We start from the raw sequence: 16,241 nt of genomic DNA on the forward strand, positions 1-16,241 counted from the left end.
CCGGTGGAGGGGTTAGGTGAACAACATTGCCGACAGAACGAAGTTGAACATCAGCACCAGCAGCGAAGCGTTGACCACTGCACGGGTGGTCGCCACCGACGTGCCTTCAATGGTCGGCTCGGCATGGAAACCAACATAGGCGGCGACCAGCGCGGCGGTGCCGCCGAAGATCGCCGACTTCAGCATCGCCACGCCGAAGTCATCCCAGAAATCGACGCTGTTGCGCAGCGCCGACCAGAACACGCCATTGTCCAGGCCCAGCACGTGCACGGCCTCGAAGTAGCTGGCACTGATCGCCAGCGAGCAGAAGATGCCGGTCAGCAGCGGCACGGTCAGCACCGCCGCCCAGAAGCGTGGCGCCACGGCCTTGGCCACCGGGTCGATCGCCATCAGCTCCAGCGCCTTGATCTGGTCGGTGGCGCGCATCAGGCCCAGCTCGGCGGCGATCGAACTGCCGGCGCGGCCGATGAACAGCAGCGCAGTCAGCACCGGCGCCAGTTCGCGGTACAGCGACAGGCCAAGCAGGGTCGACAACGCGTCGGCCGCGCCGAAGGTGGTCAGCGTGCGGTAGCCCTGCAGGGTCAGCACCAGGCCGACGAAGGCGCCACCGACGGCGATGATCGGCAGCGAGCGCGCGCCGATCTTGTAGATCTCGCGGGTCAGCTCGGCCAGGAAATCACGGGTCGGCAGGGAACCGCGCAGCACGGTCAGCGAGAACAGCCCGGCGCGGCCCAGCGAGCGGGTGGCTTGGACGAACGGCATCAGGCAACCCTCGCGCGTGGCGCGGCATCGAACGGAATCGGGCCATCCGGCTGGCCATGCAAGAACTGCCGCAGCAGCGGATCCTGGCTGGACTGCAGTGCCTCGGGCGTCCCCTGGAACACGACGCCGCCATTGGCGATGGCGATCACCTGGTCGCAGATCGGCAGGGTCTCGTGCACGTGGTGGCTGACGATGATGCTGGTCAGGCCCAGGCTGTGGTTGAGGCGCTGGATCAGGCTCATGATCACCCCGGAGGCGATCGGGTCCAGCCCGGTCAGCGGCTCGTCGTAGATCATCAGCGGCGGGTCCAGCGCCAGCGCACGGGCCAGCGCCACACGGCGCGCCATGCCGCCGGACAGCTCGCGCGGCCAGGCGTCGGCGGCGGCCAGCAGGCCCACCGCATGCAGCTTCATCTCCACCAGCCGGCGCAGCACGGCGGCCGGCAGGCGGGTATGCGTACGCAGCGGCAGGGCGACGTTCTCGGCCACGGTGAGGTCGGTCAGCAGACCATTGCCCTGCAGCAGCACGCCCACGCTCTTGCGCATCTCCAGCAGCGCGCTGCTGTCATGCGGGATCGGCTTGCCGAACAGGGTAACGTCGCCGGCCACCGGTCGCAGTTCGCCGGTCAGCGCCGCCAGCAGGGTCGACTTGCCGCTGCCGGAGGGGCCGAGCACGGCGGTGATGCTGCCCTGCGGCACCTGCAGCGACACGTCACGCAGGATCGTGCGTCCGCTCCGGTCGATGCGGACGTTGGACAACTGCACCAGACTGGAGGTGGAAGCCGACATGGGCACCATTAACGTTTTTTAGACATCGAAGGATCGGGCCAGCCGGCTGAACATAAGCAGACTGGACGGTGCAGTATTGTTGCACGGCAGGGCGTGGCGCAGGCCGGGACAATCCGCCGGCAGCCCGGAACAATCCGTACCGTCGATGGGCCGACCATTGAATACTGCCTGCCGTCCTGCACACTGTGCATGATGAGTGACCCAGGCAGCGATTTCCGCCTCTACCATTCCAACTCGCTGGACGTGCTGGCCGCGCTGCTGGCGCGCAACGTGCGTGCGCCGGTGCCAGGCCAGCCGTTGCTGGCGCCGGAAGTGGTGTTGATCCCGCAGGTGGCGATGCGCCGCTGGCTGCAAGCGACACTGGCCGCCGAATTCGGTGTCGCCGCCAACCTCGAATTCCTCACCCCGGGCGAGTTCGTGGCCCGCGCGCTGAAGGCCAACGTCAGCGGCGAGCAGGACGATCTGGACGCGGCCGGCCTGCACTGGAAGCTGTACCAGGCCCTGCGCGACCCGACATTGCTGGCGCAGCCACCGATGCGTGCGCTGCAGTCCTATCTTGCCGGCGGTGACGCATTGAAACCCTGGGCGCTGGCCGGCGAGCTGGCCTCGGTATTCGAGAAGTACCAGGCGTGGCGCCGTGACTGGCTGCTGCGCTGGGCAGCCGGTGCCGATCCTGCCGACCCGCAGGCGATCCTGTGGCGCACCATCACCCAGGGCCACGACTACCGCGCGCGCCGCATCCAGGAATACCTGGACCGTTTCGAAGGTGCCGGCCAACCGCTGCCGAAGGGCTTGCCACCGCGCATGTCTGCGTTCGCAACGCTCAACATCTCGCCCGACGTGCTGCGGGTGATGGCCACCCAGGCGCGGGTGGGCGAACTGCATTTCTATATGCCTACCCCGGTGCAGTCGTACTGGGGTGACCTGCAGACGCTGGCCGAGCGCCTGCGCAGCGGCGCACCGGACCCCTTCGGCGAAGCGGCCGGCGAGAACCGCCTGCTGGAAGCCTGGGGTGCGGCCGGGCGCGACTTCATGGCGGTGCTGGGCAGTTACGAGGTGGTGCATCCGGCCGGCGAAATCGCTGCCTATTCCGATCCGGAGGAGGACACCCGCCCGACCCTGGACGAAGGCGGCCTGTCCGACAGCCTGCTGCATCGCCTGCAGCGTGACCTGTTCCACCGCCGCGCGCTGCCCTCGGGCGAGCTGCGCGACGGCCTGCGCAGCGACGACCCCAGCCTGCAGGTGCATGCCTGCCATACCCGCCTGCGCGAGCTGCAGGTGCTGCACGACCAGCTGCGCAGTCTGCTGCAGGACCCGCGCTTCGACCCGCCGCTGCAGGCGCGCGAGATCGCGGTGCTGGCACCGGACATCGATCCCTATGTGCCGTACCTGGAAGCGGTGTTCGGCGGTCGCGGCGGCGAGGAGGAACACATTCCGTATGCGCTGGCCGACAGCAGTCCGCTGGCCGGCGAGCCGTTGGCCGATGTGTTCGTGCACCTGCTGGGCCTGCCGGTCTCGCGCTTTGGCTTGAACGAAGTGCTGGACCTGCTGGCCAGCGCGCCGCTGGCCGAGGCGGCCGGGCTGGAAGCGGTGGACTTCGACCGCCTGCATGGCTGGCTGCAACAGGCCGGTGCACGCTGGGGCCTCGATGCGAAACACCGCAACCAGCACCAGGCACCGGCCGACGACGCCTACACCTGGCAGTTCGCGCTGGATCGCCTGGTACTCGGCCACGCCACCGGCAGCGAGGCCGACCTGGCCGGCGTGGCGCCGTGGATCGAACTGGAAGGCGGTGCGCTGGACGCGCTGGACCGGCTGCTGCGCCTGCTGCGCGTGCTGGCGATCTACCAGCGCCGACTGGGCGAGCTGCTGACCCCGGCGCAGTGGCGGCAACGCCTGCTGTCGCTGCTGGATGCACTGCTGCCCACCGCGCCCAGTTCCCCCAACAGCCAGCGCGCGCTGGAGCGCCTGCGCAAGCTGCTCAACCAGTTCGCCGAAGATGCCGCCAAGGCCGGCTTCGAGGAAGGCGTGCCGCCGGAGGTGGTGCGCGCGCACTTCGCCGGCGCGCTGGGCGAGGCCGATACGCGCGCACCGCTGCTGACCGGTGGCATCAGTTTCGGCCGCATGGTGCCGATGCGCCTGCTGCCGTTCCGGGTGATCTGCGTGCTCGGCCTCAATGATGGCGATTTCCCGCGCCGTGACCCCGCTGCCGGTCTCAACCAACTCACTGCCGAGCTGGATACGCCGCGCCGCCGTCCGGGCGACCGCTCCACCCGCGAGGATGACCGCTTCCTGTTCCTGCAGCTGTTCGCCGCCGCGCAGGAGGTGTTCTATCTCAGCTATCTCGGCGCCGATCCGCGCGATGGCAGCGTGCGCGAGCCGTCGGTGCTGGTCAGCGAACTGATCGATGCCGCCGCCGCGTATCACCTCGATCCGCCTGCGGCGGTCCGCGACTTCACCGTGCGCCACGCCCTGCAGCCGTTCTCACCGGCGGCGTTCGGTGATGGCGATCCGCGTCGCTTCAGCTATCGCCGCCAGTGGCACCCAGCCGCCGGTCGCCTCACCGGCCAGCGCGGCGGCCTGCAGCCGTGGTTCGATGCACCGTTGCCGCCGCCGCTCGACGACGCGGTGGAGGAGGAGGTCGCGCTCGATACCCTGCGCCGCTTCCTGTGCGACCCGGCCGGGCAGTTCCTCGCACAGTCGCTGGGCCTGCGCCTGGCCGACGAGGTCGAGGAGGTGGATGACCTGGAACCGCTGGTGCTGTCCTCGCGCGGGCCGGAAAAGCGCAGCGTGCAGGCGGCGGTAGTGCGCGCCACGCTCAGCGGCGATACCGAGCCGTTGTACCCACGCCTGCGCGCGCGTGGCCTGCTGCCGTCGGGTCCATTGGGCGAGCGTCAGTTCGAGGTGGAGCAGTTGAAGACACGCCCGTATGCCAGTGCGCTGCTGGGCTGGATGCAGGGCGAACCACTGGAAAGCCGTCGCTACGAAGTGGACATCGATGGCGTGCGCCTGCATGGCCGCGTGGCCGATCGGCATCCGGAAGGGCTGGTGCGCCTGCGTGCCGGCACGCTCAATGGCAATGCAGTGATCCGCCACGGCCTGGACTGGCTGCTGGCGAACGCGGCGGGCGACGCGCTGCCGCTTGTGCAGTTCCATGATGGTGGCGACGCCGGTCCCGGCCCGCATGTACTGCCGGCACTGAGCGTTCCCGCTGCACGTGCGGCGCTGCGTGCGCTGCTGCAGCTGCGCCAGCGTGGCCTGCGCGAGCCGCTGCGCTTTGCCCCGTACACCGGTTGGGTGCTGTACAACGCGCCAGCAGAAAAGCAGCGCAGCGAAGGCTGGAAGCAGTGGCACGGCAGCGACCGCAGCTGGGGTGAATCCAGCAGCGACGCCTGGCAGCTGCTGCTGCGGGGTGCCGACCCGTTCGCTACCGAGGCCAGCTACGCTGACCTGCTGCGCAACAGCCAGGTGGTCTTCAGCGCGGTGCGCGAAGGCCGCGCTCTCGGCACCGAAGCACGCCAGGAGGGCAGCGCATGAACACCGCCATCGCCGAAGACGGCCTCGAATCCCTCAGCCGCGATCCCTATCTGGCGCTGTCGCTGGAGGGCATCCGGCTGATCGAAGCCAGCGCCGGCACCGGCAAGACCTTCACCCTGGCCACGTTGTTCACCCGCCTGGTGGTGGAGCAGGGCCTGCGCATCGGCCAGATCCTGGCGGTGACCTTCACCGATGCCGCCACCCAGGAACTGCGCAAGCGCATCCGCGAGCGGCTGGCGCTGGCCGCGCGCCTGGTCGACCTGGAAGCGGCCGACGGTGAAGCACCGGAGGTACGATTGACGCGCGACGTGCTGCAGCGCCATCTGCGGGGCGGCACCGAGAGCGCCGCCGCACTGAAACGCCGCCTGCAGGTGGCCGCAGACGAGATCGACCTGGCGTCCATCTTCACCATTCATGGTTTCTGTACCCGCGTGCTGCGCGAGCATGCGCTGGAAAGCGGCCACACCTTTGATCCGCCGGAACTGCTGGCCAGCGACCGTGAACTGCTGGAGGAGCTCGCGGCCGATCTGTGGCGCGTGCATGCCAACGACCCGGCCACGCTGGAGCCGCTGACCTGGCTGTGGTCCAGCCCCGACGCGCTGGCCGCCGATCTGCGCGCGCTGCTGGGCACACCGCCGCTGCATCCGCTGCCACGGCCGACGGCGCTGGCCGATCCACGCCCGGCATTGCAGAGCGCGGCGGAAGCCCTGTCCGCAAGCGTGCGCGAGCATGGCGAGCAGTTCTTCATCGACCTCTGCGATGCCGTCGACAACAAGTGGCTCAACGGCGTGTCGTACAAGCTGGGCTGGCTGCACGCGCTGGGCCGGCAGCTGCTGGCCTGGGCCGAGCGCGCCGACCCGCGCGAGCTGCTGGCCAGCGATCGCCTGCCGGCACTGCTGCCGGAGGTGCTGGCCGACAAGACCAACAAGAAATTCCCTGATCGCACGCCGTCGTCGCCATTGCAGGCGCCGTTGGCGCGCTATGTCGCGCTGCTGGCCGAACGCGATGCCTGGCTGCGTGGTACCGCGCTGGATTTCCTGCACACGCTTCGCGCCGAAGCCACGCAGCGCCTGCAGGCGCTGAAGCGTACGCGCCGGGTACAGACCTACGACGATCTGATTGATGGCGTAGCGCTCGCACTGGAAGGCCCGCAGCGGCTGACGCTGGTCAGGCAACTGCGTGCGCAGTACCGCATCGCGCTGGTCGATGAGTTCCAGGACACCGACGATCGCCAGTGGGGCATCTTCCACACCGTGTTCGGCGATTCGCCGGAGGTGCGCGAACTCGGCCTGGCGCCGGCGCTGTTCCTGATCGGCGACCCCAAGCAGGCGATCTACGGTTTCCGCGGTGGCGACATCCACACCTACCTGAAGGCCAAGCAGGTGGCGCAGCAGGCGCCGGTGCTGGACCAGAACTTCCGCTCGCGACCGTCTGTGTTGCGCGCGTTGCAGGCGCTGTACGACAACGGTGGCGAAGACGCCTTCCTCGAACGCGACATCCGGTTCGAGCCGGTGCGGCCCGGTGGCGTGCGCAGCGATGCGGACTACCTGCGCGACGGCCAGGCCGCCAAGGCACTCACCCTGCGCGTGCTGCGCAGTGGCGGTGACAAGGCGATGAGCGCCGATGCCTCGCGCGATGCGGCGACCCAGGCCTGCGTGGCCGCGATTCACCAGATCCTGGTCGATGCGCGCGCGGGAAATGCCGTGTTGCGTGGGCGACCGGTGCAGCCCGGTGATATCGCGGTGCTGGTGCGCTCGCATCGCGAGGCCACCCTGGTACAGCGTGCGCTGGCCGCGGTCGGCATTCCCGCGGTGGCGGCCGGCAAGCAGAGCCTGTTCGCCACTGCTGAAGCCCGCGATCTTCGTGCGCTGCTGCTGGCACTGCTGCAACCGGCCGACGAAGGCCGCCTGCGTGCAGCGCTGGCCACCGTGCTGCTTGGCCAGCGGGCCAGCGCGATCGCGGCAATGGAACGCGAAGGTGACCTGCAACGCGGGTTCCAGGCACAGCTGCTGCATTGGCGCGAGCGCTGGCAGCGCGGCGGACCGTTCGCAGTGATTGCCGATGTCTGTGCCGCACAGGGTGAACGCCTGCTGGCGCTGATCGATGGCGAGCGCCGCCTGACCAATTACCTGCAGCTGGGTGAACTGCTGCAGGAGGCTTCGGCGCAGGCGCTGGGCATGCATGGCCTGCTGGACTGGCTGCAGGGGCAGATGGCCAGTGCCGACCAGGATGACGAGCAGCAGCTCCTGCGCCTGGAGTCGGATGCGCGCCGCGTGCAGATCATCACCCTGCACAAGAGCAAGGGCCTGGAGTATCCGCTGGTGTTCCTGCCCTTCGTCGGCATCGACGGCGGCGCGCCGAACACCGCCCCGCACTGCACCGTGCACTTTGGGGGCCAGCGCCAGCTGCACTGGAAGCTGGACAAGGACGAGGCCTGGGAAGCGGCCAACGCGCAGCGTGAGCGCGAGCAGCGTGCCGAGGATGCGCGCCTGCTCTATGTGGGACTGACCCGCGCCGAGCATGCGCTGTGGATCGCCGTGGGTGATCTGGCCGGGCTCGGCAGGACGCGTCTGGCGCCACTGCTGGGTGACCTGCAGGCGCTGCGCGCGCACGCCGATGTGCATATTGATGACAGCGAGGCACCGGCCGCGCTGCCGCAGCTGGCGGCCGAAGTGGAAGGTGACCTGCCGGCGGTACGTGCACTGACCCGGCGCGTGCCGCATGACTGGTGGGTGTACAGCTTCACCCAGCTGGCGCATGCCGATGCGGGCGCTGGCAGTGATATTGAAGCGGCCGCCACCGAGCTGCCGGCACCGGCCGCCGACGAACCGGCCGGCCCGGAGCTGCCGCTGGAACCGGCGCTGCCGGAACCCGCCGCGGCCGTCGAAGACAGCGTGCCGATCGACCCGCGCTTCATGGGCAGCCGCTTCGGCAATGTGCTGCACGAGGCGATGGAGAACGTCGACTTCGCTGCCTGGGGTGACTGGAAGCCGGGCCGGGAAGCGCCCGAGGGACAGGCCGAGGTGCTACGCAAGGCGCTGCATGACGAAGGCTATGCCGACGTCGACCTGGACGATGGCGTGGCCGTGCTGGTGCCGCTGGTCGGCCACACGCTCACCGTGCCGCTGCCCGAAGGCGGCGCCCTTTACAGCCTGGGCGAAGGCGAGCGGCGCGCGGAAATCGACTTCCATTTCGCCATCGAGCCGACCACGGTGCCGGCGCTGCTGCAGGTGCTGCATGCCCACGGTGTTTCCAGTGGTCGTCGAGGCTTCGGCCAGCGCCGCCGCCTGGAAGGGCTGATGACCGGCATGATCGACCTGACCTACGTGCGCGACGGTCGCTGGTACGTGCTCGACTACAAATCCAATCGTCTGCCCGGCTACAGCCCGGACCTGCTGGCCATCGCCATGCGCCACAGCGAGTACGACCTGCAGGCGCTGATCTATACCGTGGCCCTGCATCGCTGGCTGCGCTTCCGCCTGGGCGCGGCCTACGACTACGAGTGTGACATGGGCGGCATCCGCTACCTGTTCTGCCGCGGCCTCGATGGCACCGGCAACGGTGTGCATGTGGACCGTTTCCCGCTGGCGCTGGTGGATGCACTGGATGCGTTGTTCGCCGGTGGCGAACAGGCCCAGGCCGAACTGGCCGCACGTGCCCGTGGGGCCAGCGCATGAGCCTGCTGAAGGAACTGCACCAGAAGGGCCTGCTGCGCACCCTCGACCACGCGTTGGCGACCAGCCTGATGCGGCTGCGCGGCGACACGCCGGAGAGCGTGGCGCTGGCGGCGGCGCTGGCCTCGCTGGCGGTGGCGCAGGGCCACGCCGGCTTCGATCCGGCGCAGCCGCAGCGCCTGCTGGAAGGGGTGCCCGAGTGGCCCGCCGCGCAGGACTGGCTGGCACAACTGCGCGCATCGCCTTGGGTGGCTATACCCGAGCAGGCCGACGCCATCGCCGAGGATGCGCCGCTGGTGCTGGAGAACGGCCTGCTCTACCTGCGCCGCTACCGCGAGTACGAACGGCGGTTGGCCGCCGGGCTGCAGCGCATCGGCCGGCATCCGCTGCCGGCACCGGACATGGCGGCGCTGGCACCGTTGTTCGCGCAGCTGTTCCCGCAGGCATCGGGCAGCGAGGATCACCAGGCCCGTGCCGCCGGCGTGACCCTGCGCCATCCGCTGGCGCTGGTGACTGGCGGCCCCGGCACCGGCAAGACCACCACCATCGCGCGCCTGTTGCTGCTGCTGGCGGCGCAGGCCCGGCATGCCGGCCAGCCGCTGCCCGAAGTGGCGCTGGCCGCGCCTACCGGACGCGCCGCCGAGCGCATGGCCGAGAGCCTGCGTCTGGCCGTGCAGCGCCTGCAGGAGAACGGCGTGGACCCGGCGCTATGCGCGGCATTGCCCAGTACCGGCACCACCCTGCATCGCCTGCTCGGCGTGATCCCGGATTCGCCGCGCTTCCGCCACCACGCCGACAACCCGCTGCCGGTGGACGTGGTGGTGGTCGACGAAGCCTCGATGATCGATCTGCCGATGATGGCCAAGCTGGTCGACGCGATCGCCAGCGGCACCCGCCTGATCCTGCTTGGCGACCCCGATCAGTTGCCCTCGGTCGAAGCCGGTGATGTGCTCAGCGCGATCCTGCGCGCCAGCGGTGATGGCATCGGCACCCGCGCCGATGATGCGCAGGCACTGCAGGGTCTGTTGGCACCGGCCACGTTGCAGCCGCAGGCCACGCCGCGCGCCTTCGCCGGCCGCCGCGTGCAGCTGCAACGTGGTTACCGGCAAAGCGATGCGCTGGACCTGGCACCGCTGGCGCATGCCGTGCGCGAAGGCGACAGCAGCACCGCATTGCAGCTGCTGCGCGGTGGGTCGCTGGCAGGCGTGCATTTCCACGAAGGCGAGGCCGATCCATTGCGTGGCCAGCGCGAGCACCTGCTGGGCCATTGGCGTGCGTTGGCCGACGCCGCCGATCCGGTGCTTGCCCTGCAGCAGGCCGGGCGACTGCGCGTGCTGACCGCGCTGCGCGAAGGCCCGCAGGGTGCGCGCGGGCTCAACAGCCGCATCGAACAGCTGCTGGCTGGCAACACCCCGGGCTACTTCCAGGGTCGCCTGCTGCTGGTGACCGAGAACAGCTACCGGCACCGCCTGTTCAACGGCGATATCGGCATCTGCCTGCGCGATGGCAGTGGCGCGATGGTGGCCTGGTTCCCCGGCGACACGGTCGAGCAGCCGCGCGCCTTCCACCCGGCCGCACTGCCCGCGCACGAAAGCGCCTTCGCGATGACCGTGCACAAGGCGCAGGGCTCGGAGTTCGATGAAGTGTGGCTGCAGCTGCCGCGCCAGGACAGCCGCGTGCTGTCGCGCGAACTGGTCTACACCGGCCTGACCCGCGCCCGCCAAGTGCTGCATGTGGCGGGCAGCGCAGAGGTGCTGCAGGCCGCATTGAAACGCCACGCCAGCCGATTGGGTGGCCTGGCCTGGCGGCTGGGTGCGGAAGAGGTGGCCGCAGCACCGCTGCGGGTCGGACAGCCCACGGTGCAGGGCCAGTTGTTCTGAATCGGGGTCGGATCCCGTTCCCATCGGGAACGGGCTCTGACCCCTTCACCTGATCGCCAGGCAGAAGCAGTCGAGCATGGCTCGACTTTACAACAGCGTACTTCGATCATTCCGACGTTCATCCACGCATGCCGGGATCTACCGTGTCGACCAAGGTCGACACCCACCAGAGCAGAACGCCGTGCCGGCAGATCGCAGGAAACTGTCGAAGGCGGGGTGGGTCCGGGTGCGGGGGCGTGAGCCGCATGGGCCCGAGGCATGCCTCGGGCGGGTTGGGCAGGACGCCCAACCCCGGTCTTGCCGTGTGCGCAGGACAGCGCACCCGAGCAAGCGGCGACCAAGCCCCCATGGATGGGTTGACGGCGTCCCCCTCAACCGGACCCACCCCGCCATCCCAAGGAATACCCGCTTTTGACGTTGACGTTGCCTCGGCAGGTGCAGGGCGCAGCCCTGCCGCCACACCTATTCCGCGATCAGTACCAGCCCATCCGGGAACACGATCGCCGCTTCATCAGCACTCACGTCGAAGAAGCCCACGCCGTGCTTCTCGGCCAGGTCCTGCACGCGGCCGTGCGCGCGCTCGGCCACCGAGTACGCGAAGGCGCCATAGATCACCTGCCGGCCGATGCTGTACTCGGTCACTTCGGCACGATCGTCATCGTCGTTGCTCAATGGGCCGTCCATCGGCGGGAATTCCTGCGCCATCTCCGCGAACCACGCTCGCAGCGCGGGGCTGCTGACTACCGGGTCGTCGTACTCGTGGCGTTCGTTCCACTGCGTCTGCTTTTCGAACCAGGCGATGAATGCCGTTGCCTCACGTGGGGCGGCACTGGCCTCGAACACCATCATGTCGTAACTCATTGAACCATCCTGCTGCCGTGGCGAAAGGCTGCCGGGCATTGCCCGGCGCCACCGATCATTATCAGGCTGATGCAGCGTCGGCGTCCGCCCACCCCGGCGCCAGCGCCTTCGCCTCCGGGAACAGCGCGAAGCGCAGGCCGATCAGGCCCATCAGGGCTTCATCGCGGGCCTTGCAGGCGGCCACGCTACCGACCCGGGCCAGCGAAGTATCCAGCCGCTCGCGCAACGCGTCGGCCGCCACAATCGGCTTGCGCGCGGCGATCTGCCGTCGGTAGTGCACGGCGACCTCTTCCAGAATGTGCTCGACCGCCTCGCGACTGCGCTCGGGCAGTTCCAGCCGGGCGCGGCGCAGCTGCAGGATGTTCAGGCCGATGCGTGCTTCATTGAGCATGTCCACCGACGCGATGTCGCTGCCCTCCGGCGTCGCCGCCAGGCGCGGCGCGAGCAGGCCCAGCAGATCGAGCATGCGCGCAGCGAAGCGCTGGCGGTCCTGCTGGCCACGTCCTTCGGCGGCTTCGGCCAGCGTGGTCCAGCCCTGCCGCACCAGCCGGCGCGCGGTCCACTCGGCGCCCACCGAACGGAACAGGCGGGTCATCACCACCGCAAAGCCAATGCCGATGAACATCGCGATGGACGAGTTGAGGAAGGTCTGGATGTTGGCGCTGTAGGTGTTCTGCAGGCTCAGCAGCGCGGCCAGGTTCACCGTCAGCGGCAGCGCGAACAGCGCGCTCTTGGGGTGGTGCAGCATCAGCCCCAGCGGCAGGAACGCCACCGCCAGCACCAGCGCCAGCAGGCCGAAGTCGTGCACGGCCGGGAACACGCCGAACAGGTACACGCCGGCCACCACCGAGGCGACCATCGCCCACACCAGGAACGACACCATGCTCGGCGCCGGATCGTCCTGCGCGGCGAAAAATGCGGCGGTCACCGCGGCCATCATCGCGCCGTTGCCGCCGCCTTCCCACCCCAGCGCGATCCACAGCACGCAGTAGCTCATCAGCGCCACGCCGGCACTGAGCGCGGAGAACAGCGCCATGCCATAGTCGACGTGCTTGTCGGCGGCCACGCGTTCGGTGCGGATGCGGTAGTGCGCACGGTCCAGCGGCGCAGTGCCCTGGTCGATCGCGTGCTGCAGGGTGCGGCAGTCCTGCCACAGGTCCACCAGTTCCTCCAGGCGCAGCAGCAGGCTGGCCAGCTGCAGGTGCTGCAGGTCGCGGTCCACCTGCGGCTTCAACGCACTGATGCGCGCGCGCAGGCGGGCGTATTCGCTGGCGTTGGTCGGGCCATCCAGCCAGTCGTGGATGTCATCGACCAGTGCCGGCAGGCCCTCGGGCAGGTCCTGGCCGTCGCTGCGCAGCGCACTCAGGCGGTCGGCAATCGAGGACAGCACCGGCAACAGCAGCAGCATGCGCTCGCGCAGCCGCTCCATCGACACGGCCGAACCGGCATGGCGCGGGTCGTCGCGGCGCAGGAACTCGATCAGCGCCTCGAACTGCACCAGGTCGGCGGCGAGCCGGTTGCGCGGCGCGTGCGCGCGGCCGCGTTCGAGGATCTGCCGGCACCACTGCGCCGCGTCCTCCATCCAGTTGCCGATGCGGGCGCGCAGCATCGGGCGTACCGAGGCCGGGAACAGCAGCGAAGCAAACAGCACTGCCACCACGGTGCCGAGGATGATCTCCTCGCTGCGCGCCACCACGGTGTCGAAGATGGTCTCCGGCGAGGTCACTGCCGGGAAGCCGATGAAGGCGGTGGTGTAGCCGGCCAGCAGGAACGCGTAACCGCGCGGGCCGCGGTTGAGCAGGGCCATGAACAGGCACCCGGCCAGCCAGATCGACATCGCCGCGCTCAGCACCAGCGGCGTTTCCACCAGCGCCGGCAGCACCAGCAGGGTAGCCAGGCCGGCCACCAGGGTGCCAACGATGCGGTACACGCCCTTGGCGCGGGTTGGGCCCAGCAGCGGCTGGCTGACGATGTACACCGTGCCCATCGCCCAGTACGGGCGCGACAGGTTGCCGGCCATGGCGATGTACAGCGCGGCCACCGCGGCCAGGTAGGTCTTGATCGAGAACAGCCAGGCCTGGCGATCGGTCAGCGCGTTCATGGCTTACTTCGCCGAGGCCTGTGCGGTGGACGGCGCGGGCGGGGCAACCGATGCCTGCCAGCCGCCACCCAGCACCAGGAACAGATGGATCTGGTCGCGCGAGACCTGCGCTTCGGCGGCGGCCAGGGTGGCGTCGCTGGTGGCCAGGCTGCGGTCGGCATCCAGGCTGGACAGGTACGGCGTACGGCCACCCTGGTACAGCCGGCGGTTCTGCTCGGCGGCCAGCGCGGCCTGCTCCTGCGCGATGCGCAGCGACTGCAGCCGGCGCAGGTCCTGCGCATAGCGGTCCAGCGCGGTCTGGGTCTCGCGCAGCGCCTGCAGCACGGTGTGGTCGAACTCGGCCAGCGCGGCATCGGCACCCGCCTCGGCGGCGTGGATGCGTGCGTGCGTGCCGGAGGACGGCAGCGTCCACGAGATCAGCGGGCCGATCGACCACTGCTGGGTCATCGGCGTGCCGAAGTCTTCCAGCAGGCCGGCGGCACCCACCGAGGCACCCAGGCGGATGTCCGGGTACAGCTCGGCGGTGGCGACCCCAATCCGCGCCGTGGCCGAGGCCAGCTTGCGCTCGGCCTGGCGCACGTCCGGGCGGCGCTGCAGCAGCGCCCGACCATCACCGACCGGCAGCGGCTGCGCCAGGCCGGGGGCGTGCGCACAGTCGATCACGCCGGCTGGCAGTTGGCCCGGGGTTTTCCCAAGCAGCGCGGCCAGCGAATAGGCGGCCGCCGAGCGCTGCGCGCGTAGCGGCGGCAGTGCCGCCTCCAGCAGTGCCACCTGCGCATTGGCGCGGGCCAGTTCCGGCGGCGTGCCGCGGCCGGCCGCGATCAGGCGCTCGGTGACCGTGCGGCTGCGCTGCTGCAGCTGCAGCGAATGCTCGGCCACGTGCAGTTCGTGGTTGGCGTGGCAGATTTCCAGGTAGCTGTCGGCGACCTGCGCGACCACGCTGACCTGGGCCAGGTCGCGCGCCGCAGCGACCGACTGCTCGTCGGCACGCGCTGCCTCGGCGCCGCGCTTGAGCTTGCCGAACAGGTCGAACTGGTAGCTGACCGCGAACTTGCCATCGGCCAGGTTGATCACCGGCAGCTCGTGCTCCTGCAGGAACGATTCGGCCGACAGCTGCGCGCGGCTGACGCCGGCCTCGGCCTCGTACTCGAAGCCACCGGCGTCCAGCGCCTGTTCGTACACCGCCGCCGCACGACGCAGGTGTGCATCGGCGGCCTTCAGTTCCACGTTGTCACGCAGCGCCTGGGTGATCAGGCCGTCCAGCACCGGGTCGTTGTACAGCGACCACCAGCGGTCGGGCAGCGCCTGGTTGGCGGCAATCTGCGGGTTCTGCGTATCGATGAAGGCCGCATTGGCCTCCGGGCGCTTGAACGCCGAGCCTTCCGGCAGTGCATAGTCCGGGCCGACGGTTTTGCAGGCGGCCAGGCTGGCCAGCGCGACGATCAGACCGAGACGGGGCAGGGCGGCGTTCACAGGCCCGCCTGTGTCGGCGCAGTGCCGGCCTTGTCGTTGTGCGGATGGCGGCCGGTGTCCACGGTCACCGTGGCGGTGCGGCCGGCGATCAGTTCCACGCCCTTGGGTACTTCGTCGATGGCGATGCGCACCGGAATGCGCTGTGCCAGCCGCACCCAGTCGAAGGCCGGGGTCACGTTCGGCAGCAGGGTGCTGCCGTTGCTGCGGTAGCGGTCCTCGATGCCGGCGGCGATGCTTTCCACGTGGCCACGCAGCGGGGCCGACTCGCCCATCAGGCGGATGTCCACGCTCTGCCCCGGGGCCACGCCGCGCAGGCGGGTTTCCTCGAAGTAGCCATCGATGCGGAACGAGCCGGTATCCAGCAGCGCCAGCACAGGCTTGCCGGCCACCACGTAGTCGCCCACGCGCAGGGTGCGGTCGTTGACCCGGCCATCGGCCGGCGCGCGCACCTCGGTGCGGTCCAGGTTGAGCTCGGCCAGGTCGACCGCCGCCTGTGCGGTGGCCAGCGCAGCCTGTGCGGCCTGCAGCTTGGCGCGGCGCACTTCGGCGTCCTCGGCGGCGACCAGGTCCTGCAGGCTGCGGTCACGGCCGATCTCGCGGCGCAGCTGCGCCACCGATGCCTGGCGCTCGGCCAGGTTGGCGCGGGCCTGCTCCAGCGCGATGCGGTAGCGGGCGCGATCGACCACGAACAGCAGGTCACCCTTCTTCACCGCCTGGTTGTCGGCCACCTGCACCGTTTCCACCAGCCCGGACACGTCCGGCGCCACCTGCACCACGTCGGCACCGACATGGGCATCGCGGGTCCACGGCTCATCCATGTAATAGACCCACAGCTGGCGCAGTACCAGCAGGGCGACGATCACGGCTGCGCTGGTGAGCAGCACCGGCAGGGTCTTCTTCACGATCTTGTTCACGATTGCATCCAACGCAGGAGGTGGAACAGCAGGCCAAGCACGATCCCGTACAGCGCCAGGTTGAACAGTGGCGGGTGCCATATATGGCGATAGGCACCGGCACGCTGCAGCAGCGCATGCAGGCCGCTGTTGACCAGGTAGGCCAACAACATCAACCCGAGCAGGGTCGGGACGAACACTCCGTGGAGACTGAATTCACCGGGCATCGGTAGGGGCGGGGGCGAGGTGGGGGGGAGGGGAGGAACAGCGAA

At 69.5% G+C, this 16,241-nt stretch carries 10 protein-coding genes; 3 read left to right on the top strand and 7 right to left on the bottom strand.

What is annotated here, in order from left to right:
* Window positions 1-12: 12 nt before the first annotated feature.
* Together AC5P5X_RS17245 and AC5P5X_RS17250 are read right to left on the bottom strand one after the other, a co-directional pair.
* The gene (locus AC5P5X_RS17245) at window positions 13-762 is read right to left on the bottom strand and encodes an MlaE family lipid ABC transporter permease subunit (protein ID WP_005414955.1); all 750 of its coding nucleotides are present in this window, start codon (window positions 760-762) and stop codon (window positions 13-15) included.
* Window positions 762-1,550, bottom strand: a complete 789-nt coding sequence (locus tag AC5P5X_RS17250; protein ID WP_005411704.1) for an ABC transporter ATP-binding protein — start codon at window positions 1,548-1,550, stop codon at window positions 762-764. Before AC5P5X_RS17250 ends, AC5P5X_RS17245 begins: the two co-directional genes overlap by 1 nt.
* Window positions 1,551-1,739: 189 nt before the next feature.
* Between AC5P5X_RS17250 and recC the strand changes: the two genes are divergently transcribed.
* From recC to recD, 3 genes are read left to right on the top strand one after another with little or no spacing between them, the layout of a single operon-like run.
* Complete coding sequence (recC, locus tag AC5P5X_RS17255; RefSeq protein WP_005411703.1) at window positions 1,740-5,087, top strand: exodeoxyribonuclease V subunit gamma; 3,348 nt, start codon at window positions 1,740-1,742, stop codon at window positions 5,085-5,087.
* Entirely contained in the window at window positions 5,084-8,764 is a 3,681-nt protein-coding gene (gene recB / locus AC5P5X_RS17260) for an exodeoxyribonuclease V subunit beta (RefSeq protein WP_111189269.1), read from the top strand. Before recC ends, recB begins: the two co-directional genes overlap by 4 nt.
* A complete protein-coding gene (gene recD / locus AC5P5X_RS17265; protein WP_099529651.1) occupies window positions 8,761-10,641 on the top strand; it encodes an exodeoxyribonuclease V subunit alpha in 1,881 nt (626 codons plus the stop codon). The genes recB and recD overlap by 4 nt, the downstream gene beginning before the upstream one ends.
* Before the next feature lie 462 nt (window positions 10,642-11,103).
* On the opposite strand, the gene AC5P5X_RS17270 is transcribed toward recD, so the two are convergent.
* From AC5P5X_RS17270 to AC5P5X_RS17290, 5 genes are all read right to left on the bottom strand, one after another.
* Window positions 11,104-11,502: a hypothetical protein gene (locus AC5P5X_RS17270; RefSeq protein ID WP_005411700.1), complete on the bottom strand. Its 399-nt coding sequence runs from the start codon at window positions 11,500-11,502 to the stop codon at window positions 11,104-11,106.
* Window positions 11,503-11,563: 61 nt separating this feature from the next.
* On the bottom strand, window positions 11,564-13,603 hold the full coding sequence (locus AC5P5X_RS17275) for an FUSC family protein (RefSeq protein ID WP_111188876.1): 2,040 nt from the start codon (window positions 13,601-13,603) through the stop codon (window positions 11,564-11,566).
* Between the two features lie 3 nt (window positions 13,604-13,606).
* Entirely contained in the window at window positions 13,607-15,076 is a 1,470-nt protein-coding gene (locus AC5P5X_RS17280; RefSeq protein WP_111150555.1) for an efflux transporter outer membrane subunit, read from the bottom strand.
* Complete coding sequence (locus AC5P5X_RS17285) at window positions 15,073-15,990, bottom strand: efflux RND transporter periplasmic adaptor subunit (RefSeq protein ID WP_005414947.1); 918 nt, start codon at window positions 15,988-15,990, stop codon at window positions 15,073-15,075. Before AC5P5X_RS17285 ends, AC5P5X_RS17280 begins: the two co-directional genes overlap by 4 nt.
* The gene (locus AC5P5X_RS17290; protein ID WP_005411696.1) at window positions 15,987-16,196 is read right to left on the bottom strand and encodes a DUF1656 domain-containing protein; all 210 of its coding nucleotides are present in this window, start codon (window positions 16,194-16,196) and stop codon (window positions 15,987-15,989) included. Before AC5P5X_RS17290 ends, AC5P5X_RS17285 begins: the two co-directional genes overlap by 4 nt.
* Between the last annotated feature and the right edge of the window lie 45 nt (window positions 16,197-16,241).

The sequence above is a fragment of the Stenotrophomonas sp. YJH_SMC_91 genome (assembly GCF_059368495.1).